We start from the raw sequence: 22399 nt of genomic DNA, 5'->3' as shown, positions 1-22399 counted from the left end.
ATCGCGGGGAAGGGCCGCGCCCCGCTTTCCGTGCGGTCGCGAGAACGTTCCGGTGCCGCGCACCGAACGGCTCGCGAGCACACCGCTCACCCCAGTCCGGCCGCCACCCGGTATTGCGCCGCCGCCTCCAGCAGCCAGTCGCGGAACGCCGCAAGCGCGGTGGTTTCGGCCTTGCGCTCGGGAATGATCAGGTAGTACGCCTTGTCGCTGAGGTAGCCGTGGCGGAACGGGGTCACGAGGCGGCCGCTGTCGAGTTCTTCCTGGATCAGGAACGGCGGGATCAGCGCGACGCCCATGTCGTACATCGCGGCCTGCGCGAGCATCGTGAAGAGTTCGTGGCGCGCGCCGGTCAGGTCGTGCGCGACGCGCAGGCCGAGCGACTCGAACCACAGCCGCCACGCGTACGGGCGCGTCGTCTGCTGCAGCAGCGGCAGCGCAGCGATCTCGTCCGGCGTCAGCGCGGGTTTGCCGGCGAGCAGGCGCGGGCTGCAGACCGGCACCGGATTCTCGCGCATCAGGAAATGTCCTTCGGTGCCGGGCCAGCCGGCGTCGCCGAAATACAGCGCCGCGTCGAGCTCGGTCTCGGCGAACAGGAACGGGCGGCTGCGGTTCGTCAGATTCACCGTGACGCCCGGATGGCTGGCGAGGAAGCCGCCGAGCCGCGGCAGCAGCCAGCGCGTCGCGAACGTCGGCACGACCGCGAGCTCGATCGTCGCGCCGCGGCCGTGGTGCGCCATCACCGACAGTGTGTCGCGCTCGACCGCATCGAGCCGCGCCGTGATCTGCCGGCTGTACGACAGCCCGGCCTCGGTCAGCGTCACGCCGCGCTTCGTGCGCCGGAACAGGCGCAGGCCGAGAAATTCCTCGAGCCCGGCGATCTGGCGGCAGATCGCGCTCTGCGTCAGCGACAGCTCCTCGGCCGCGCGCGTGAAGCTTTCATGCCGCGCCGCGAGCTCGAAAGCCAGCAGCGCCGCGGTACTGGGGATCCTGCGTCGCATTCGCGAACCTCCTGAAAATGCACGATGTGCAAGCCAGACGCTTACGAGCGGGCGCCGGGTGACGCGGGAACGCCCGGAAGCACACGGTTTCATGGTTGCATCTTACCCGCGTCGGCGTTCTCGACAATTCACGGAGTGATTTTTCTGCACAACGTGTGACGGAATTTTCGGTTGTCCCGAACGTCGTCGATTCGCTACAGTGCAGGCACAGGCAAAGCGTGGCGCACCTTCGCATCGCGCCGGCGCATATTCGAACATCCGCAGCATTGAGGAGACTTTTTAAATGGCAACGAACCGCGTGACCTTCAATTGGGCAGATCCCCTGCACCTCGACGAGCAGCTGACCGAAACCGAGCGCCTGGTGCGCGACACCGCGCGGGCGTACAGCCAGGAACGCCTGCTGCCGCGCGTGCAGGAAGCTTTCCGCCATGAAAAGACCGACCGCGCGATCTTCAACGAGATGGGCGAACTGGGCCTGCTCGGCGCGACGATCCCCGAGGAGTACGGCGGCTCCGGCATGAACTACGTGTGCTACGGCCTGATCGCGCGTGAAGTCGAGCGCGTCGATTCCGGCTATCGCTCGATGATGAGCGTGCAGTCGTCGCTGGTGATGGTGCCGATCAACGAATTCGGCACCGAAGCACAGAAGCAGAAGTACCTGCCGAAGCTCGCGACCGGCGAATGGATCGGCTGCTTCGGCCTGACCGAGCCGAACCACGGCTCCGATCCCGGCAGCATGGCGACCCGCGCGAAGAAGGTCGATGGCGGCTACAGCCTGTCCGGCGCGAAGATGTGGATCACCAACAGCCCGATCGCCGACGTGTTCGTCGTCTGGGCCAAGGACGACGAAGGCCAGATCCGCGGCTTCGTCCTCGAAAAAGGCTGGAAAGGCCTGTCCGCTCCGGCGATCCACGGCAAGGTCGGCCTGCGCGCGTCGATCACCGGCGAAATCGTCATGGACGAAGTGTTCGTGCCGGAAGAGAACGCCTTCCCGACGGTGCGCGGCCTCAAGGGCCCGTTCACGTGCCTGAACTCGGCGCGCTTCGGCATCGCCTGGGGTGCGCTCGGCGCCGCCGAAGCGTGCTACGAGACCGCGCGCCAGTACACGCTCGACCGCAAGCAGTTCGGCCGCCCGCTCGCCGCGAACCAGCTGATCCAGAAGAAGCTCGCCGACATGCTGACCGAGATCACGCTCGGGCTGCAGGGCTGCCTGCGCCTGGGCCGCATGAAGGACGAAGGCACCGCCGCGGTCGAGATCACGTCGATCATGAAGCGCAATTCCTGCGGCAAGTCGCTCGACATCGCCCGCATGGCCCGCGACATGCTCGGCGGCAACGGCATCTCCGACGAGTTCTGCGTCGCGCGTCACCTCGTGAACCTCGAAGTCGTCAATACCTACGAGGGCACGCACGACGTGCATGCGCTGATCCTCGGCCGCGCGATCACCGACATCGCGGCGTTCTCGAACTGATCCACCCCATGTCGGGCGCCCTGTCGCATATCCGGGTGCTCGACCTGTCGAGGATTCTGGCCGGCCCGTGGGCCGGCCAGATCCTCGCCGACCTCGGCGCCGACGTCATCAAGGTCGAGCGTCCGGGCGAGGGCGACGACACCCGCCACTGGGGTCCGCCGTTCCTCAAGGACACGCACGGCAACGACACCGACGTTGCCGCGTATTTCCTGTGCGCGAACCGCAACAAGCGTTCGATCACGGTAGACATGACGAAGCCGGACGGCCGGCAATTGCTGCGCGATCTGGCCGGCAAGTGCGACGTCGTGCTGGAGAACTTCAAGCACGGCGGGCTCGCGCGCCACGGCCTCGACTACGCCTCGCTGAAGGTCGTCAATCCGCGCCTCGTGTATTGCTCGATCACCGGTTTCGGCCAGGACGGACCGTACGCGGCGCGCGCCGGCTACGACTTCCTGATCCAGGGCCTCGGCGGCCTGATGAGCCTGACCGGGCGGCCCGACGATGAGCCGGGCGGCGGTCCGATGAAAGTCGGCGTCGCGCTGACCGACATCCTGACCGGCCTGTACGCGGCCAACGCAGTCCAGGCGGCGCTGGCGTCGCGGGACAAGACCGGCGAAGGCCAGCACATCGACCTGGCGTTGCTCGACGTGCAGATCGCCTGCCTCGCGAACCAGGCGATGAATTACCTCACCACCGGCGTGTCACCTGGCCGGCTCGGCAACGCCCATCCCAACATCGTGCCGTACCAGGACTTCCCGACCGACGACGGCTACATGATCCTCGCCATCGGCAACGACGCGCAGTTCGCGCGCTTTTGCGAAGCGGCCGGCGACGCCTCGCTCGCGGCCGACGCCCGATTCGCCACCAACAAGGCCCGCGTCGGACACCGCGCGGTGCTGATTCCGCTGCTCAACAAGCTGACGATCCGGCGCACGACGGCCGACTGGATCGCGCGGCTCGAAGCGCTCGGCGTGCCCTGCGGACCGATCAACACGCTCGCCGACGTATTCGCCGACCCGCAGGTGCGCTCGCGCGGGCTGCGCGTCGACCTGCCGCACCCGCTCGCCGGCACCGTGCCGCAGGTCGCCAGCCCGATGCGCCTGTCGGCGACACCGGTCGAATACCGCCGCCCGCCGCCTCTCCTCGGCGAACATACCGACGAAATTCTCTCCTCGCTGCTGGCCCTGCCGGCCGAGCGCATCGCCCGCCTGAGGAATGACAACGTGATCTGAGCACGTCGTGACGCCCCGCGTCACGCCGCCGATTCGCCATCCGGCCCGACGGTTGACGGATCGTGCTGCCGCAGCGTCGCCCAATCGGGCTCTGGATTTCGCTTGTAGAATCCCGATCTGAGCGATCGAACTCGAGCAGGGGCGCCGGACCGGCCGGTGCGGAACCGATTTCAGGCGAGGATGAGTGGATGTACAACGCCTTTGTCGCGGCGGCCTTCGGCCTCGCGATGATGTTTCTTGCCGGCTGCAGCGAGGCGCCCCCGCTGCCGCTGAGCGTCGGCATCTATCCGTGGCTCGGCTACGACCCCTTCGTGTTCGCCTACGAGCGCCGCTACGTTGACCGCAGCCGCGTCAAGGTCGTCGAACTCGCGTCGAGTTCCCAGGCGTTGCGCACGCTCGACAACGGTCTGCTCGATGCGGCGGCCCTGACGCTCGACGAGGCGCTGCGGCTCGCGGACAAGGGCGCGGCGATCCGCATCGTCGCCGTACTCGCGATGTCGCACGGCGCCGACGCGGTCGTCGCGCGATCGCCGATCACCAGGCCGGCGCAGCTCAAGGGCAAGCGCATCGGCATCGAGGACAGCGCAGCCGGCAGGCTGGTGCTCGCGCGGATGATGGAGACGAGCCAGCTTCGATCGAACGACGTGCTGCTGCTGCGGCTCGAAGCTTCACAGCAGGAAGACGCGCTGCGCGACGGCTGGGTCGATGCGATCGTCACGTTCGAACCGATGAAGTCGCGCCTGCAGGGCGATGGCTACCAGGTGATATTCGACAGCAGCGCGATGTCTGAGGATCTCATCGATGTGCTGGTCGTGCGTGCGGACGTACTGGAACGTCGTCTCGAGGACATCGTGGACCTGCTGGCGGGCTGGCAACGGGGCGTCACCGCGCTGCACACGACCCCCGAGGCCTTCGCCGACCTGCTCGCCCCGAGCACCAGCCTCACCCCGGCGCAATACCGCGCGGCGCTCGACGGGCTAACGTTCGTGACCCTCGAGCAGAGCACGGAACTCCTCTCCGGCCAGCCGGCGCCGCTCGCCGCCCGTCACACCGGACTCGTAAAACTGATGGTCGATCTCGAGATGATCGACGGGCCGCCGGACTGGCGAACGCTGATCGTCGACACGGCGGCGCGCGCGGCCGTGAAACGGACGGAAAGCGGCCCATGACTTGGGGAGGCCTCACGCTCTTGCCCGGCCGCATCCTCGCGCCGCTGCTGCTGGCCGGGTTTGCGCTGCTCGGATCCGCACTGAATTACGTGATCAAGGTGCAGGAGTTCCGCCACCAGGTCGCCAGCGACCAGCGGCGGCGCCTCACCGAGATCCTGAACTTCGAACAGAACCGGCTCGAGATCCAGGCCGGACTGGGAAGCCGTTTCCACGTCAGCCGTATCGTCGCCAGCATGGGGCTTCGGTCGGCGATCACGAATGCGTTGCTGGTCGATGCCAACGGCCAGGTTGTCGGCACAATGTTTCGCGCGCGGCTCCACCGCCCCCTCACCGATGCGATCGCATCCGAGGCTCCGGCGGTTCGCGCCGGCCTGCTGGCGATCGCTTCGGGCCAGGGGAAGAGGATCGAGATCGTCCAGCCGCCCGGCGATTTCGCGCTGCTGGGCCGGGTTGCGATCCGTCCCGACATGACGCTGATCGTGCGCAGCGATCTGGGCATTCCGCTGGCGCTGCGCACCGCCGCGGGCCACCAGGAGCTCTGGCGGGAAACCGCGCTGATCCTGCTGTTTGCCGCGGCGCTCGCGATACTGCTGCATGTGCTGTGGTTCGGCCGCAGCGCCCGGCTCACCGCGGCGGTCGCCGCGATCGGGGAAGGGCGGTTCGATGCGCGCAGCGGCCTGACCGGGCACGACGAGTTGGGGCAGATCGGCCAGGCACTCGACCGCATGGCCGCCGATCTCAAGGCACGCCACGCCAACCTCGAGCAACTGTCCACCCTGATCAACCGTTCGCCGGTCGTCGCGATCGAGTGGCGCAAGGAACCCGGCCTGCCCGTCACCTATGTCAGCGACAGCGTCAGGCGATGGGGTTATACGCCGGAGGAGCTGCTGTCCGGCGCGGTCCGCTACCGCGACCTGATTCATCCGGAAGATCGCGCGCGCATCAGCGCCAACCTCGCCCGCCATCTCGCCGACGGTCCGGACGATTACCGCGGGGAACACCGCGTGCGCCATGTGAGCGGCCAGTGGATCTGGCTCGACAGCCGCACCTGGCTGATCCGCGACGCGGGCGGCAGGGTCACGCACATCCGCAGCGTGCTGCTCGACGTCACCTCGCTGAAGGAAACCGAGGAGGCGCTGTTACGCCTCAACGCGACGCTCGAAGCGCGCGTCGTCGAGCGCACCGCGCAGCTCGAGGCGGCCAACCGCGAGCTCGAATCGTTCTCGTACGCCGTCTCGCACGATCTCAAGGCACCGCTGCGCGGCATCGACGGCTACAGCCAGATCCTGCTCGAAGACTACCGCGACCGGCTCGACGACGAGGGGCGGCAGTTCCTTGCCAACATCCGCCGCGGCGTCGCGCAGATGCACGAACTGATCGAGGACCTGCTCGCGTATGCGCACATCGAGCGCCAGGCGCCCCAGCCCGAGCCGGTGTCGCTGCAGCAGCTCGTCGACGAGGTCCTCGACAGTTACGCCCACGAAATCGCCGCGCTCGGCGCGAAGATCGACGTCGACGTGCGCGGACCGGAACTCTCGATCGACCGCAGCGGGCTCGCGCTGGTGCTGCGCAATCTCGTCGGCAACGCGCTGAAGTTCAGCCGCAACGCGGCCCCACCGCACATCGGGATCAGCAGCCGCGAGGAAGCAGGCACGATGCTGCTGCGGGTTCGCGACAACGGCATCGGTTTCGACATGAAATACCATGACCGCATATTCGGCATATTCCAGCGACTGCACCGCGCCGAAGACTACCCCGGTACCGGCGTCGGCCTGGCGCTGGTGCGCAAGGCGATCGAACGCATGGGCGGGACCGTGCGGGCCGAAAGCGAGCCCGGCAAAGGCGCCATCTTCCTCGTGGAGTTTCCCCTATGACCACTGAAGCCGTTTCCGGCCCGATCCTCCTCGTCGAGGACAACAACGTCGACCTCGATCTCGCGCTGCGCGCCTTCGCGCGCCGCGACCGCTCCAGCTCGATCGCGATCGAGGTTGCACGCGACGGCGAAGAGGCGCTCGCCTTCCTGCCGCGCTGGGAAAGCGGCCACCCGACGCCCGCGGTGATCCTGCTCGACAACAAGCTGCCGCGCGTCAGCGGCCTCGAAGTGCTGCAAAAGCTCAAGACGCACGAGCGCTTCCGGCGCATCCCGGTGGTGATGCTGACCTCGTCGGCCGAAGACGAGGATGTCAGGACGGCTTACGATGCCGGCGTGAATTCCTACATCGTCAAACCGATCGATTTCGGCAAATTCATCGCGGTGGCCGAGCAGATCAAGCTGTACTGGTGCACCTTGAACCACAGCCAGAGGTGAAGACGATGCGCGTCCTCTACATCGAGGACTCCGAAGCGGATGCGGATCTCGCGCGGCGCAGGCTCGCGCAGCGGGCTCCCGATATCGCGCTGGAAGTGGTCACGACGCTGCAGCGCGGGCTGTCCCGCCTCGCCGCGCAACCGCCGCCGTTCGACGTCGTGCTGTCGGATCTCCATCTCCCCGACGGCAGCGGCCTCGAACTGCTTGCGCACGTGCGCATGAATCATCTGCCGGTCGCGGTGGTCGTCCTGACCGGCGCAGGCAACCACGAGGCAGCAATGGCGGCGTTGAAAGCCGGCGCGGATGCATACCAGGTCAAGCGCGACGACTATCTCGAACAGCTGCCCACCACGCTGCGCGGCGCACTGGCGCGATTTCGCGATCCGGCCGCGCGGCGCACCCGCCCGCTGCGCGTGCTGTATGGCGAACATGATGAACTCGAGGCGCTGCGAACCCAGCGCCACCTCGCGCACTATGCGCCACAGATCCGCCTGACCATTGCGGCGAGCGCCCCCGAAGTGCTGGCACGCCTGCCGGCCGGTCCCGACGCGGCGTCCGACTTCGACGTGCTGCTGTTCGATCATGCCGCCTGCAGCTTCGACGGCCTGGAACTCGCGCGCATCGTGCGGCACCAGCACCGCCTCGCCCTGCCGATCGTGCTGGTCTCCGCCCACGACGGCGAAGACCTCGTCGCGCGGACGATGGAACTGGGCGTCGATGATTTCATCGCGAAATACCCCGGCTACCTGCACGTGCTGCCGGCGACGCTGGAAAAAGTGCGCGAGCGCGCCGAACTGATCCACGAACGGGCCGAACTGCGGGCGACCACGGCCCATCTCGCGCACCTGCTGTCGGCGAGCCCGACGGTGCTCTACACGCTGCAGATCCGCGACGACGGCAAGGCGCAGGCAAGCTGGGTCAGCGACAACATCGTGTCGATCCTCGGCGTCCCCCCCGCGGATGCCCTTTCACCGGGCTGGTGGCTCGCGCACGTGCATCCGGACGACCGTGCGGCGTGGGTCGCGACCCAGACGGCGCTGCTGCGCGAAGGGCATCGCAGCTACGAATACCGCCTGCTCAGCGGCAAGGAGCAGGCGATCTGGATCCGCGACGACTCGCGCGTCCTGCGTGACGACAGCGGCGCGGCGGTCGAAGTGGTCGGCACCTGGACCGAGATCACGGCGCAGAAGCAGACCGAGCTGCTGCAAGCCGCGCGCAGCGCTGTGCTGAACCGGCTGGTCAGCGACGATCCGCTGCCGGTGATCCTTGACGATGTCGCGCGGCGGCTCGAAAGCCTGGCACCGGAAATGCGCGTCTCGATCCTGCTCCTCGACGAATCGGGTACCCGCCTCGTCCATGGCGCCGCGCCGAGCCTCCCCGCCTTTTACGTCGACGCGGTGGAAAACCTCGACGTGGCGGAAGGACAGGGGTCCTGCGGCACCGCGATGGCCCGCGGCGAACCGGTGTTCACCGAAGACGTGTTCGCCGATCCGGACTGGGACGCTTATCACGACTTCGCACGCAGGGCGAATTTTCGTGCCTGCTGGTCCTTCCCGTTCCGCGACGACGGCGGCAAGCTGCTCGGCGCCTTCGCTGTCTATTTCTACCGGCCGCGCCCCGTCGACCCGGCGATAGTCGAACTGATCGGCGAATTCTCGGCCCTGACGTCGCTCGCGGTGCGAAAATTCCGCGTCCTGGCAGCGTTGCGGCAGACGGCGGCGGTCATCGAGAGCACGCGTGACGGCGTGATGGTCACCGACCTGTCGCAGCGCATCGTCAGCGTCAATCGGGCGTGGTGTGAAATCACCGGCTTCTCCGAAGAGGAAGCGCTCGGGAAAACTCCCGGCATGCTCAAATCCGGCCTGCAGGACGACGGGTTCTACCGCCAGCTGTGGAACGCGGTGGCGCGCACCGGCCACTGGCAGGGCGAGATCTGGAACCGGCGCAAGAGCGGCGAGCTTTATCCGCAGTGGCTGAGCGTCAGCACCGTTTACGGCGAGGACCACAGCCCGGTCCGCTACGTCGGCGTGATGACCGACATCAGCCAGTTGAAGCAGTCCCAAGCCCAGCTCGAGCGCCTCGCGCATTACGACCCGCTGACCGACCTGCCGAACCGTCTGCTGGTGCAGTCACGCCTCGAACACGCGATCGAGCAGGCCGGCCGCCAGCAGCTCGGCCTCGGCGTGCTGTTCGTCGACCTGGACCGCTTCAAGAACATCAACGACAGCCTCGGCCACGCCAGCGGAGACGAGCTGCTGGTCGCAATCTCGTGGCGCCTGCGCACGCGGCTGCGACCGGAGGACACGCTGGCGCGCTGGGGCGGCGACGAGTTCCTCGTCATCATCGATAACCTCAGGAAACCCGACGAATCGGCCAGCGTCGCGCAGAACCTGATCGACCTGATGCGCGAACCGTTCTCGCTGCCCGACGGCGAGGTCGTGTATGTCGGCGCGAGCGTCGGCATCAGCCTCTATCCGCAGGACGGCACGAGCGCCGCCGAACTGATCCAGCACGCCGACGCCGCGCTGAACCAGGCCAAGGTGCAGGGACGCAACACCTTCCGCTTCTTCACCGAGGCGCTGAGCCAGGCGGCGCAGCGGCACGTGGACCTCGAGCGCCGCCTGCGCGTCGCGCTCGAGCAGCAGGCGTTCGTGGTCCATTACCAGCCGCAAATCGACATCTTCAGCGGCCGCGTGGTGGGCTGCGAAGCCCTGGTGCGCTGGCCCGATGCGGAAGAAGGCGCGGTGTCGCCGAACCGCTTCATCCCTTTCGCCGAGGAAAGCGGCCTGATCGTGCCGCTGGGCGAATGGGTGCTCGAAACCGCCTGCCGGCAGGCGCGTCAATGGCGCGACGCGGGCCTCGCGCCGTTGGTGGTGGCGGTGAATCTGTCGGCGCGCCAGCTGTGGCAGGCCGAGCTGCCGGACCGCATCGCGGCGATCCTCGAACGCACCGGGCTGCCGCCGGAATGTCTCGAGTTCGAACTCACCGAGAGCATGATCATGGGGCACGAAGCCCAGGCCGAGCAGCGTCTCGGCCTGCTCAAGTCGATGGGGATGCGGCTGGCGATCGACGATTTCGGCACCGGCTACTCGTCACTCGCGTACCTGAAGAACTTCCCAATCGAAATGCTGAAGATCGATCAGGGCTTCATCCGCCACATCCCCAATGACCGCAACGACATGGAGATCACCGCCGGGATCATCGCGCTGGCGCGCAAGCTCAACATCAAGGTACTCGCCGAGGGCGTTGAAACCGACGCGCAGCTCGCGTTCCTCACCGAGCAGGGCTGCGACGCGTACCAGGGCTACCTGTTCAGCCGCCCGCTGTCGGCCGAGGATTTCGCGCAGCTGCTCGCACAACAGGCCCGCTAGCCGCGCCGTCGCCGGTCACGCCGCCGGTCGCAGTTCGACGCCGGTCGCCCCGGCGTTCAGTTCGCCGCCCAGTGCTTCGATGAGTGCCGGCAGCAATCGGCCGAATTCTCCGGTCATCAGCGCGAAACCGCCGTCGAACAGCGCGCGCGCGTCGTCTGCCCCCTGCTCGTCGAGCTTTTCCTTGACGACGTCGAGGAAATCGACGCGCTTGATCTCGAGCTTCTCGCTCAGCACGAAGCTGACGCGATCGTCGAACGTCAGCGCGAGGCGGGTCGGCAGCTTGCCGGCCGCGAGGTGGCCGCGAACTTCATCACCTTCGAGCGGGTGACGGACGTAGCGCACCGCCGCCTTGTCCTCGCTGACCGAGCGCAGCTCGCAATCCTGGTCGATCGTGAACCCGGCCGGCGCTTCGCCGCCGGCGAGCCAGTCGGCCATCGCGCTGGTCGGCGAGCGCTCGGTGCGCAGCAAACCGAGCGGGAGTGCATCGAGAGACTGGCGCAATGCCTCCAGCACGTCCTCCGCGCGGGCCTGGCTCGGCGCATCGATGCCGAGCCACCCCCCGATAGGGTCGATCCACGCGAAGACCTTGCGGCGCCGCGTGAAGGCCCGCGGCAGCAGTTCCTGCATTACCTGTTCGCGCAGGTCCTTCATCTGCTTGCGACCGAGCTTGTAGCCCTGGCGCGCGGCGATGTCCTCGGCGCGCTCTTCGGCCTCCTGCTTGACCACCGACGACGGCAGCAGCTTCTGCTCCAGGCCGAGCGCGATCAGCCACTGCCCGCCGACGCGGTGCAGCAGGAATTCGTCACCGGTCGGCGACACCCAGCCACGGGTTTCCTGGTCCTGGCTGCCGCACGGCACGAAACGCTTGCGGGCGAGCTGGTCCTCGAGCGTCTCGGCGCTGATGTCCCAGCCGACGGGAAGGCGATAAACCTGCAGGTTCTTGAACCACATGAATATTTTTCCGGATTTTCGATGATCTGACGGTCGCGCCGGCGCCATCGTAGCGATGCGGCGCATGACGAAGGATTACTGGATGCGCCCTGACTCGGCAATCATGCGGATCACGCGAACGGTGTCGAGGTCCGATTGATGATAGGCGGCCTTGACATATTCGGCGTAGGCCCGGTCCGGACTTCCCGCCTCTTCGGGGAACGTCGTCAGGTAGCGGAAACGCAGCACGAGGACGCCCTCGGCCGGCTCCTCGATCGCGATCGTCAGGCTGCCTCCCGGATGGCTCGCAGTGCGCTCAGACTCGAAGCAGATTGATTCCATGGGCATCAGCGTGACCCGGTCGCGAACCAGCGCGCTGCCGAACCGCAGTTCCCGCACGAGCTCGTTCGTGCTCCGCTCGACGATCGTGCACGCCTCGAGGCCGGGCAGGAACGGCCGCGCATCCTCGGCCCGGCACAGCAGCCCGAACCACACTTCTTCGCGATTCAGCTCGGTGAGCAGGGGGTCGGCGGGGTCATTCACCACCACCACATGTTCAAAGTTCACACTCCACTCCGGTACCGCGGGGGGCAACAGTCTAACGCGCTTCGGTTAGCATCCACCGATGCATATCGAACGAATTCTCCACTCCCAGGGCTTCGGCAGCCGCAAGGTTTGCCGCGCCCTGATCCGCGCCGGCCGCGTGACGATTTCCGGCCAGGTCCAGGACAACCCCTTTGCCGATTTTCCGGCCGAAGACCTGGTCTTCACGGTCGATCGCGAGACCTGCCGGTTTCGCGACAAGGCCTACCTGATGCTGCACAAACCCTCCGGTTACGAGTGCTCGCGCCAGCCGCAGTTCCATACTTCGGTGTTCGCGCTATTGTCGGAACCGCTGGTGAACCGTGGCGTCCAGGCGATCGGCAGGCTGGACCAGGACACCACCGGCCTGCTGCTGCTGTCCGACGACGGACAGTTCATCCACGTCTGGAGCGCCGGCAGGAAACGCGTGCCGAAAATCTATGAAGTCGTCGTGCGTCACCCCGTCAGCGAGACGATGACCCAGGCGCTGCTCGCCGGCGTGCAGCTTCACGACGACCCCGAGCCGGTCGCAGCGGCGGCTTGCGAACGAACGGGGGAGCGGAGTCTAAAGCTGACGATCACCGAAGGCAAGTACCACCAGGTCAAGCGCATGGTCGCTGCCGCCGGCAATCGCGTCGAGTCGCTGCACCGCAGCGGCATCGGCGGCCTGATGCTGCCCGACGACCTCGCCCCCGGCCAGTGGCGCTGGCTGGACGACGGCGATTTCGCCCGGTTGGCCGATTTCGATACCCCTGCAGACTGAAAAACCCGCATCGGGAAGTCCCGGCGACCTGCCTGCCAAACCTTTTTCCCCTTCGCTGAAGACGCTTTGTACAGCAGAGTCCGGGCGCCGTCCAGCGCCGCTCGAAGCGGTTTCGCCAAGGGTTCGGAGTGGCTGCGGGTTTTCGTTCGCCGCGTTTCGCAGGTTCGTGTTTTGTTCTTCTGTTTTTTAAGATTAATTAAAGATAAAGAAGTATACAGTGCCCGCTTTTCTGTGGATAAGTCGATTTTCTCCAGCAGTTGAAAGCGATTCGGCGCGGGACAAAGCCGTAGATAAACCTGCTGTTCACCTGTGTGCGGATTGTGGTCGAATTTGGGCCGTCCGCCGTTGAAGGCCTTTTTCCACAATGCATTCACGCTTGTTCCCTGTGCTTGTCCACCAAAATGAACGCTTGCGCTGACGAACGCTTTTTCGACTGGGACATCTTCTGCCGGGTTGTGGATAACTTCGGGGATATCGGGGTCTGCTGGCGCCTGGCCAAAGGGCTTGCGGGCGATCATGGCCTCGCGGTCCGCCTGTGGATCGATGACCTGAAAGCGTTCTCGCGGCTGTGTCCGGAAATTTCGACAGTCGACGGGCGACTCCTCGCCGCCGGCGTCGAAATTCGTCGCTGGAGTCGCGACTTTCCGTCCGTCGCGCCGGCCGCGGCGGTCATCGAGGGGTTCGGCTGCGAGCTGCCGGAAAGTTATCTGGCGGCGATGGCGGCGCGCCCGTCGCCGTCGCCGTGGGTCAATCTCGAATACCTGTCGGCCGAACGCTGGGTCGACGATTGCCACCGCATGACGTCCCCGCACCCCCGCCTGCCGCTGGTGAAGCATTTCTTCTTTCCGGGTTTTTCGCCGCGCACCGGAGGGCTGTTGCGCGAACGCGGCCTGCTCGACGCACGCGACCGTTTCCAGGCACAGCCGGCGGCGCGCGAGACGCTGCTGCGCTCGCTGGGGGTCGCGACGCCGCCACCGGGGGCGCGCCTGATATCGCTGTTCGCCTACGAGCAACCGGCCGTGGCCGCGCTGCTCGCGCGCTGGGCGGACGGCGACGAGCCGGTGCTGCTGCTCGTGCCCGAAGGGCCTGTCGTCGGCGACGTGATGCGTTTTTTCGGCGAACATGCAACGGCACCCGGTATGTGCCGCAGGCAGGGCGCGCTGACGGCAACCATCCTGCCTTTCGTCGACCAGGAGCGCTACGACCGCCTGTTGTGGGCGTGCGACGTCAATTTCGTCCGCGGCGAAGACTCGTTCGTCCGCGCGCAGTGGGCCGGGCAGCCGTTCGCCTGGCACATTTACCGGCAGGAGCAGGACGCCCACCGGGTCAAGCTGGAGGCTTTTCTCGACCGCTACACCGAGGCGATGGAACCCACTGCGGCAGCGGCAGTCAGGCGGTTCTGGCTGGCGTGGAACGGCTGGGGCGACATCGGCTCGGCGTGGCGCCCGTTCGCGGCCGCCCTGCCTGCGCTCCGCGCCCATAACCGGTCGTGGGCGCAGGCGCTCGCGAGCGCGCCGGATCTGGCTTCGTCGCTGGTGCAATTTTCGCGGAACGCAGTAAAATGACCGGTTTTTAAATATTTACGGGCCGCACCCGTTCGACAGGAAACAGCATGAAAACCGCACAGGAACTTCGCTCCGGCAACGTCATCATGGTGGGTGCCGACCCGCTGGTGGTGCAGAAAGCCGAATACAACAAGTCCGGCCGCAACTCCGCGGTCGTGAAGATGAAACTCAAGAACCTCCTGACCGGCGCGCCTTCGGAGTCGGTGTACAAGGCCGACGACAAGTTCGAAGTCGTCCAGCTCGACAAGAAGGAAGTCACGTACTCGTACTTCGCCGATCCGATGTACGTGTTCATGGATGCCGACTACGAGCAGTACGAAGTCGAAGCCGAGAACATGACCGACGCGCTGAAGTACCTCGAAGACGGGCTGCAGTGTGAAGTCGTGTTCTACAACGGCAAGGCGATTTCGGTCGATCTGCCGAATTCGGTGGTCCGCGAAGTGATCTACACCGAACCCGCCGTCAAGGGCGACACTTCCGGCAAGGTCATGAAACCGGCGAAGATCGCCAGCGGTTTCGAATTGCCGGTGCCGGCGTTCGTCGAGATCGGCGACAAGATCGAAATCGATACCCGTACCGACGAGTACAAGAACCGCGTCAAGTAAGCCGGTTCAGTGCCGCGTACTCGGGCCCCTGCGGGGCCCGAGTTTTTTGCGGCTTTCCGTTGCGTGACGAACGCACTGAAGCACCGCGCGGCCCGTCCGGAAACGACGCACGCTCCGTGGCGCAAGGCCCGTGCCGACGCTCCTCGATTTCGCCGGGGAACCGTTCGGCGAGAGCGCAATCTCTTCTCTTCGCCCCCACGCCCGGATCGCCCGCTTCCCAAATGTCAGCCCCCATCCGCATCCTCGGTGCGCGTCAGAACAACCTGAAGAACCTGTCGCTCGACATCGCGCTGAACGAGATCACGGTCGTCACCGGCGTTTCCGGCTCGGGCAAGTCGTCGCTGGTGTTCGACACGCTGTATGCGGAAGGCCAGCGGCGCTACGTCGAGACGTTCTCGCCGTACGCGCGCCAGTTTCTCGATCGCATGGACCGCCCGCAGGTCGATCGCATCGAAGGCGTGCCGCCGGCGATCGCGATCGACCAGACCAACCCGGTGAAGAGCTCGCGCTCGACGGTCGGCACGATGACCGAGCTCGCCGATCACTTCAAGTTGCTCTACGCGCGCGGCGCGCGGCTGTATTGCCGGCGCTGCGGCGCGCCGGTGCGGCGTGACGATCCGGACAGCATTCTTGCCGCGCTCGCCGAGCGCTGCGCGGCGGACGACCCGCGCCTGGTGCTGACGTTCGCGGTGCCGGTGCCGGCGAATTTCAGCGAGGACGAGGTCACGAACCTGCTCAGCCAGCAGGGCTACACACGCATCCACGCGCGCGAGCAGGGCAATGGAGGGACGGGCGGTGACATGCTGCACGTCGTGCAGGACCGCTTCCGCCTGTCGAACGCCGGGCGCGGCCGCGTCATCGAGGCCATCGAGACGGCGTTGCAGCACGGCCACGGCCACCTCGCGGTGCGCGCTCAGCATGACGGCGGCGAGACGGTGTGGCGCTTTTCCCGCGACCTGCACTGCGCCGACTGCGACATCCATTACGCCGATCCGACGCCCGGCCTGTTCTCGTTCAACTCGCCGCTCGGCGCATGCGAAACCTGCCGCGGCTTCGGCCGCGTCATCGGCGTCGATTTCGCGCTCGTGATCCCGGACGAATCGAAGACGCTCGCCGCAGGCGCCGTCAAACCCTGGCAGACCGCGAGCTACCGCGAATGCCAGGAAGACCTGGCGAAGATGGCGAAGAAATACGGCGTGGCGATGGACATCCCGTTCCGCGACCTGCCGCCGGAACATCGTCGCTGGGTGCTCGAAGGCGATCCGGAGTGGAAGAGCTGGGACGCGTCCTGGCCGCGCAAGTGGTACGGCGTGCGCCACTTCTTCGACTGGCTCGAGAGCAAAGCCTACAAGATGCACATCCGCGTGCTGCTGTCGCGTTACCGCAGCTACACGGAGTGCCCGGCCTGTCACGGCGCAAGGCTGAAGCCGGAAGCGCTGCTGTGGCGGTTGGGTGACGGAAACCCCGCGGATTCGCGCCGCCCCGGCCTTGCGATCCACGAACTGATGGCGCTTCCCGTCAGCCGCGTGCGCGATTTCATCGCCCGCATCGAACTGCCTGCCGGCCTCGACGAGGCGACCGGACTGCTGCTCGGCGAGATCAGGAGCCGCCTCGACTACCTCGCCAACGTCGGGCTTGCGTATCTGACGCTCGACCGCCAGTCGCGCACGCTGTCCGGCGGCGAAGTGCAGCGCATCAACCTGACCACCGCGCTCGGCACCTCGCTGGTCAATACGTTGTTCGTCCTCGACGAGCCGTCGATCGGCCTGCATCCGCGCGATATCGACCGCATCCTCGCGGTGATGACGCGGCTGCGTGACGCGGGCAACACGCTCGTCGTCGTCGAACACGACCCGCAGCTGATGCGCGCCGCCGACCGCCTGCTCGATATCGGCCCAGGTCCCGGCGAGCGCGGCGGCGAGATCGTCGGCTACGCGTCGCCGGCCGGGATCGCCGCCGATCCGGCGTCGCTGACCGGCGCCTATCTCGCCGGTCGCAAGCGCGTCGATGCCGGCCGCATGCGACGGCCGGTTTCGCCGGGCGACACGATGCTGCGGCTCGTCGGTGCGCGTGAGCACAACCTGCGCGGCATCGACGTCGATTTTCCGCTCGGCCGCCTGGTGTGCGTCAGCGGCGTGTCCGGTTCGGGCAAGTCGAGCCTGATCCAGGACGTGCTGTACCCGGCGCTGGCGAAGCATTTCGGCCAGGGCAGCGACGCGGCCGGCGCGTTCGCGCGCCTCGAAGGGGTCGAATCGCTGGCCGGCGTCGTCATGGTCGACCAGGCGGCGATCGGCAAGAGCGCGCGCTCGAACCCGGTCAGCTATGTCGGCGCGTGGGACGCGATCCGCGCGCTGTTCGCCGCGCTGCCGGAAGCGACGAGCCGCGGCTACACGCCCGGCACGTTCAGCTTCAACGCCGGCACCGGGCGCTGCCCGACCTGCAACGGCTCGGGTTTCGAACACGTCGAGATGCAGTTCCTGTCCGATGTCTATCTGCGCTGCCCCGACTGCGACGGCAAACGCTACCGGCCCGAAGTGCTCGAGCTCGCGTGGCGCGGCAAGTCGGTCGCCGACGTGCTCGCGCTGACGGTGTCGGAGGCGCTGGCGTTCTTTGCCGACCAGCCGGCGGTGCAGGCCGCGCTCGCGCCGCTCGCCGACGTCGGCCTCGACTACCTGCGCCTTGGCCAGCCGGTGCCGACGCTATCGGGAGGCGAGGCGCAGCGCCTGAAGCTTGCCGGCCATCTCGCCGATTCGGCGAAACTCGCCGGCCGCCGATCGATCGGGAAAGCTGCGCGCGGTAAGGCGCAGGCGCCCGGCCGGCTGCTGTTCCTGTTCGACGAGCCGACCACCGGGCTGCATTTCGACGACGTCGCGACGCTGCTGCGGGCGTTCGAAAAGCTCCTCGACGCGGGCCATGCGCTGATTGTCATCGAGCACAACCTCGACGTGCTGCGCGCCGCCGACTGGATCATCGATCTCGGCCCGGAAGGCGGCGAGGGCGGCGGCGCACTCGTCATTGCCGGGCGGCCGGCTGCCGTCATGGCTTGCGCCGCGTCGCATACCGGCCGCGCGTTGCGCGCGTATGACGCGGAATTCGCGGCGGAGGCGGCCGGCAGCGCGTCACCCGCGAATGGCCTCGTGGCCGCCGAACCCGCCGCGCGTTACCGCCCGGCCGCCGCGCCGGCGATCGGGATCCGCCATGCGCGCGAGCACAACCTGAAGAACGTCAGCCTGTCGATCCCGCGCGACCGCTTCACCGTGATCACCGGCCTGTCCGGCTCGGGCAAATCGACGCTCGCGTTCGACATCGTGTTCGGCGAAGGCCAGCGCCGCTATCTCGAGTCGCTGAACGCCTACGCGCGGCAGTTCGTCCAGCCGGCGGCGCGGCCCGATGTCGACGCGCTGTCCGGCATCCCGCCGACCGTCGCAATCGAGCAGCGCGTCAGCCGCGGTGGGCGCAAGAGCACCGTCGGCACGCTGACCGAGATCCAGCCTTTTCTGCGCCTCTTGTACGTCAAGCTCGGCACGCAGTACTGCCCGCAGTGCGACGTGCCGGTGTCGCCGCAGAGCTTCGACGCGATCGCGGCGCAGCTCCTGCGCGACTATCGCGGCACCTCCGTCGAACTGCTCGCGCCGCTGGTGACGAACCGCAAGGGGTTGTACACGGCGATCGCGAAATGGGCGAGGGGCAAAGGCTACGCGCAGCTGCGCGTCGATGGCGAGTACTTGCCGACGGCGAAATGGCCGCGCCTCGACCGCTACGTCGAGCACACGATCGAGCTGCCGGTCGGCATGGTCGTCGTCGCGCCGGAGCACGAGGCGGCGCTGCGCGCGCAGCTCGCCGATGCGCTCGAACATGGCAAGGGCGTCGTCAAGGTGCTCGAGCTCGGCAGGCTCGGCGCGAGTCCGGTCACGTTCTCGACGCTGCGCGCCTGCCCGTGCTGCGGCGACAGCTTCCCGGAACCGGATCCGCGGCTGTTCTCGTACAACGCCAAACACGGCTGGTGCCCGGCGTGCTACGGCACCGGCCTCGCGCTGTCCGGTCGCATCGAGGACCCGGACGCGCTGGACCTCGGCGATCTCGGCGAACAGGAGCATGCGGACGGCGCGGTGTGCGCGGTGTGCGACGGCGCGAGGCTCAATCCGGTCGCCCGCGCGGTGCGTTTCCGCGAGCGCGGCATCCACGAACTGTCGGCGCAGCCGGTCGCAGCGCTCGCCGCGTTCTTCGACGGCCTGCGGCTCGCCGGGCGCGAGATCGACATCGCGCGCGACCTCGTTGCCGAGATCCGCGGCCGGCTCGACTTCCTGCAGCAGGTCGGGCTCGCCTACCTCGCGCTCGACCGCGGCGCGCCGACGCTGTCGGGCGGCGAGGCGCAGCGCATCCGGCTCGCCGCGCAGCTCGGCTCGAACCTGCGCGGCGTGTGCTACATCCTCGACGAACCGACGATCGGGCTGCATCCGCGCGACAACCGCATGCTGCTCGACACCCTCGAGCGCCTCCGCGACCGTGGCAACACATTGCTCGTCGTCGAGCACGACGAGGAGACGATCCGCCGCGCCGACCATGTCATCGACCTCGGTCCCGGCGCGGGCGTGCGCGGCGGCCGCGTCGTCGCCGAAGGCCGCCTCGCGGACCTGATCGCCGCGCCCGAATCGGCGACCGGCGCCTTCCTGCGGGCGCCGCTGCAGCATCCGCTGCGCCCGCGCCGGCCGCTCGACGATGCGCATGCGGCGATCCACGTCGTCGGGGCGAACCTGCACAACCTGCGCGACGTGTCGGCAGCCGTGCCGCTGGCGCGCCTGACGGTCGTCACCGGCGTGTCCGGCTCCGGCAAATCGACGCTCGCGCGCGACGTGATCCACGCCAGTCTGCGCAAGCTGCTCGGCGACCCCGACGCGGCGCGTGCCCGGCGCCGCGGCCAGGCGCAGCCGCAGCGCAGCGATGTCGAACCGGTCGGCTGCCGCGCGATCGAAGGCTGGCAGGCGATCGGCCGCGTGCTCGAAGTCGACCAGACGCCGATCGGCAAGACGCCGCGCTCGTGCCCGGCGACCTACGTCGGGTTCTGGGACGCGATCCGCAAGCTCTTCGCCGACACGTTCGAAGCGCGCACGCGCGGCTGGAGCGCGTCGCGCTTCTCGTTCAACACCGGCGCCGGGCGCTGCCCGGTGTGCGAAGGGCAAGGCCAGACGACGGTCGAGATGAGCTTCCTGCCGGACGTCAAGCTGCCGTGCGACGCGTGCGGCGGCGCACGCTTCAACCCCGAGACGCTGATGGTGCGCTGGCGCGACAGGACGGTCGCCGACGTGCTCGCGATGCCGATCGACGAAGCGGTCGGGTTCTTTGCCGCGCATCCGTCGATCGCGCACCCGCTCGCGCTGCTGCAGGACGTCGGCCTGGGCTACCTGACGCTCGGCCAGTCGAGCCCGACGCTGTCCGGCGGCGAAGCGCAGCGCATCAAGCTGGTCACCGAACTGGCGAAAGTGCGTGGCCGCGCCAGCGACAGCACCCCAATGAGTGCGGCGACCGCCGGACGGCCGCTGCCGGCCGAAAAGCACACGCTGTACGTCCTCGACGAGCCGACCGTGGGCCTGCACATGGCGGACGTCGACAAGCTGATCCGGGTGCTGCAGCGGCTCGCCGACGCCGGCCACACGGTGCTGGCGATCGAGCACGATCTGGACGTCATGGCCGAAGCGGATTGGCTGATCGACCTTGGGCCCGAAGGCGGAGACGGCGGCGGCGAAATCGTCGCGCAGGGCCCGGTCGATGCCGTGTGCGAGTGTTCCGCTTCGCACACGGCGGTGATCCTGAAAGAGTTCCTCGCCGCGCGCAGCGCGGCGCCCGCGGGTACACCCGCCACGCCGTCGCCGCCGGCGCGGCCGGAACGACGCCAGCTTCCGCCTAGTTGACGCGCATCGGCACGAAGATGCGCGCACCGCCGCGCTGGATCAGCAGCGCGAAGCGGTCGCCGGCTTTTTCGATCAGTGCGCGGAACGAGGCGATGTCCGACACCGGCTGGTTGTTCAGTGCGAGTATGACGTCGCCGCGCTGCAGGCCGGCGCGTTGCGCCGGACCGGCCGCGCGCTCGATGACGATGCCGCCGCGCACGCCCAGCAGTGCTGCTTCTTCCGCAGTCAGCGGGCGAATGACGAGGCCGATCTTGCCGCCGGCGTCTTCGCCCTGCGGACCGCCCGGCTCGCCGCGGCCTTCCGCGACCGCTTCGCCGCGCATCTCGCCGAGCGTCGCCGTCACCGTGCGGGTGCGGCCGTCGCGCCACAGTTCGAGCTTCACCTCGCTGCCGGGACGCTTGTCGCCGATGATGCGCGGCAGATCGCCCGACTCTTCGATCTTCGTGCCGTTGACGCCGAGCACGACGTCGCCGGCCTTGATGCCGGCCTTGTCCGCGGCGCCGCCCGGTTCGACGTTCGAGACCAGGGCGCCTTTCGGTTCGGCAAGTCCGAACGACTGTGCCAGCTCACGCGTCATGCCCTGGATCGTGACGCCGAGCTTGCCGCGCTGCACGCGACCGTACTTGATGATCTGGTCCTTGACGTTCAGCGCGACATCGATCGGGATCGCGAACGAGATGCCCATGAAGCCGCCCGAGCGCGAGTAGATCTGCGAGTTGATGCCGATCACTTCGCCGGTGAGGTTGAACAGCGGGCCGCCCGAGTTGCCGGGGTTGATCGCGACGTCGGTCTGGATGAACGGCACGTAGTTCTCGTCCGGCAGGCGCCGCGCCTTCGCCGAGATGATGCCGGCCGTCACGGTGTTGTCGAAGCCGAACGGCGAACCGACCGCCACCACCCATTCGCCGACGCGCGCCTTGTCCGCGTTGCCGGTGCGCACCACCGGCAGGCCGCTCGCGTCGATCTTGAGCAGCGCGATGTCGGTGCGCGGATCGGTGCCGACCACTTTCGCCTTGAATTCGCGCTTGTCGATGAGCCGCACGGTCACTTCCGATTCGACTCCGTCCTCACCCGCGCCGACGACGTGCGCATTGGTCAGCACGTAGCCGTCGGCACTGACGATGAAACCCGAGCCGATGCCGCGGCTGATCTGCGGGCCGCGGCTGCCGTTGCCCGGCATCCCGGGCATGCCGGGCAACGGCACGCCGAAGCGGCGGAGGAAGTCGTAGAACGGGTCTTCGGCGAGCGCTCCGGCTTCCGGCGCAGCCCGTTCCTGCACGACACTGATGTTGACGACCGCCGGGCCGACGCGCTCGACGAGGTCGCCGAAATCGGGCAGGCCGAGGGAGTTTGGCGCGACCAGCGGAGCCACGGATTCCGCGGCTGCGAACGCCTGCGGGGACGGGAGCAGGCCGATTGCGGCCGGCACAATGGCGGCAAGGGCGACGACGAACGGGCGGCTGAACGGATGGTTTCTCATGTTTTTCCTGTATCCC

14 protein-coding genes are annotated in these 22399 nt (G+C 67.6%); 10 read left to right on the top strand and 4 right to left on the bottom strand.

What is annotated here, in order from left to right; translation table 11 throughout:
• Positions 1-86 precede the first annotated feature (86 nt).
• Complete coding sequence (locus GO606_RS11850; RefSeq protein WP_169116874.1) at positions 87-998, bottom strand: LysR family transcriptional regulator; 912 nt, start codon at positions 996-998, stop codon at positions 87-89.
• Between the two features lie 283 nt (positions 999-1281).
• Between GO606_RS11850 and GO606_RS11845 the strand changes: the two genes are divergently transcribed.
• From GO606_RS11845 to GO606_RS11820, 6 genes are all read left to right on the top strand, one after another.
• A complete protein-coding gene (locus GO606_RS11845; protein ID WP_169116875.1) occupies positions 1282-2469 on the top strand; it encodes an acyl-CoA dehydrogenase in 1188 nt (395 codons plus the stop codon).
• An 8-nt stretch (positions 2470-2477) separates the two neighbouring features.
• A complete protein-coding gene (locus GO606_RS11840) occupies positions 2478-3701 on the top strand; it encodes a CaiB/BaiF CoA transferase family protein (RefSeq protein WP_169116876.1) in 1224 nt (407 codons plus the stop codon).
• Between the two features lie 188 nt (positions 3702-3889).
• A complete protein-coding gene (locus tag GO606_RS11835) occupies positions 3890-4870 on the top strand; it encodes an ABC transporter substrate-binding protein (protein WP_169116877.1) in 981 nt (326 codons plus the stop codon).
• A complete protein-coding gene (locus tag GO606_RS11830) occupies positions 4867-6744 on the top strand; it encodes an ATP-binding protein (protein ID WP_169116878.1) in 1878 nt (625 codons plus the stop codon). Before GO606_RS11835 ends, GO606_RS11830 begins: the two co-directional genes overlap by 4 nt.
• Entirely contained in the window at positions 6741-7178 is a 438-nt protein-coding gene (locus GO606_RS11825; protein WP_169116879.1) for a response regulator, read from the top strand. The genes GO606_RS11830 and GO606_RS11825 overlap by 4 nt, the downstream gene beginning before the upstream one ends.
• Positions 7179-7183: 5 nt before the next feature.
• The gene (locus GO606_RS11820) at positions 7184-10549 is read left to right on the top strand and encodes an EAL domain-containing protein (protein WP_169116880.1); all 3366 of its coding nucleotides are present in this window, start codon (positions 7184-7186) and stop codon (positions 10547-10549) included.
• A gap of 15 nt (positions 10550-10564) precedes the next feature.
• Here the strand turns inward: GO606_RS11820 and GO606_RS11815 are convergent, their stop codons facing one another.
• Together GO606_RS11815 and GO606_RS11810 are read right to left on the bottom strand one after the other, a co-directional pair.
• On the bottom strand, positions 10565-11500 hold the full coding sequence (locus tag GO606_RS11815) for a recombination-associated protein RdgC (protein ID WP_169116881.1): 936 nt from the start codon (positions 11498-11500) through the stop codon (positions 10565-10567).
• A 75-nt stretch (positions 11501-11575) separates the two neighbouring features.
• A complete protein-coding gene (locus GO606_RS11810) occupies positions 11576-12046 on the bottom strand; it encodes an SRPBCC family protein (protein WP_169116882.1) in 471 nt (156 codons plus the stop codon).
• 58 nt (positions 12047-12104) lie between these two features.
• Here GO606_RS11810 and GO606_RS11805 point away from each other — a divergent pair, with 58 nt between their 5' ends.
• From GO606_RS11805 to uvrA, 4 genes are all read left to right on the top strand, one after another.
• Entirely contained in the window at positions 12105-12824 is a 720-nt protein-coding gene (locus GO606_RS11805; protein WP_169116883.1) for a 16S rRNA pseudouridine(516) synthase, read from the top strand.
• A gap of 401 nt (positions 12825-13225) precedes the next feature.
• The gene (gene earP / locus GO606_RS11800; RefSeq protein WP_169116884.1) at positions 13226-14389 is read left to right on the top strand and encodes an elongation factor P maturation arginine rhamnosyltransferase EarP; all 1164 of its coding nucleotides are present in this window, start codon (positions 13226-13228) and stop codon (positions 14387-14389) included.
• A gap of 47 nt (positions 14390-14436) precedes the next feature.
• Entirely contained in the window at positions 14437-14994 is a 558-nt protein-coding gene (gene efp, locus GO606_RS11795) for an elongation factor P (RefSeq protein WP_053420616.1), read from the top strand.
• Between the two features lie 221 nt (positions 14995-15215).
• Positions 15216-20903 carry an excinuclease ABC subunit UvrA gene (gene uvrA / locus GO606_RS11790; protein WP_169116885.1) on the top strand — a complete coding sequence of 1896 codons (5688 nt, stop codon included), beginning with the start codon at positions 15216-15218 and terminating at the stop codon, positions 20901-20903.
• On the opposite strand, the gene GO606_RS11785 is transcribed toward uvrA, so the two are convergent.
• Positions 20896-22383, bottom strand: coding sequence for a DegQ family serine endoprotease (locus tag GO606_RS11785; protein ID WP_169116886.1), 1488 nt, complete (start codon positions 22381-22383; stop codon positions 20896-20898). The genes uvrA and GO606_RS11785 overlap by 8 nt on opposite strands.
• Between the last annotated feature and the right edge of the window lie 16 nt (positions 22384-22399).

The sequence above is a fragment of the Aromatoleum anaerobium genome (assembly GCF_012910705.2).
GTDB lineage: Bacteria > Pseudomonadota > Gammaproteobacteria > Burkholderiales > Rhodocyclaceae > Aromatoleum > Aromatoleum anaerobium.
Note: the sequence above shows the minus strand (reverse complement) of the source record. Positions and strands in the feature narration are given on the sequence as shown.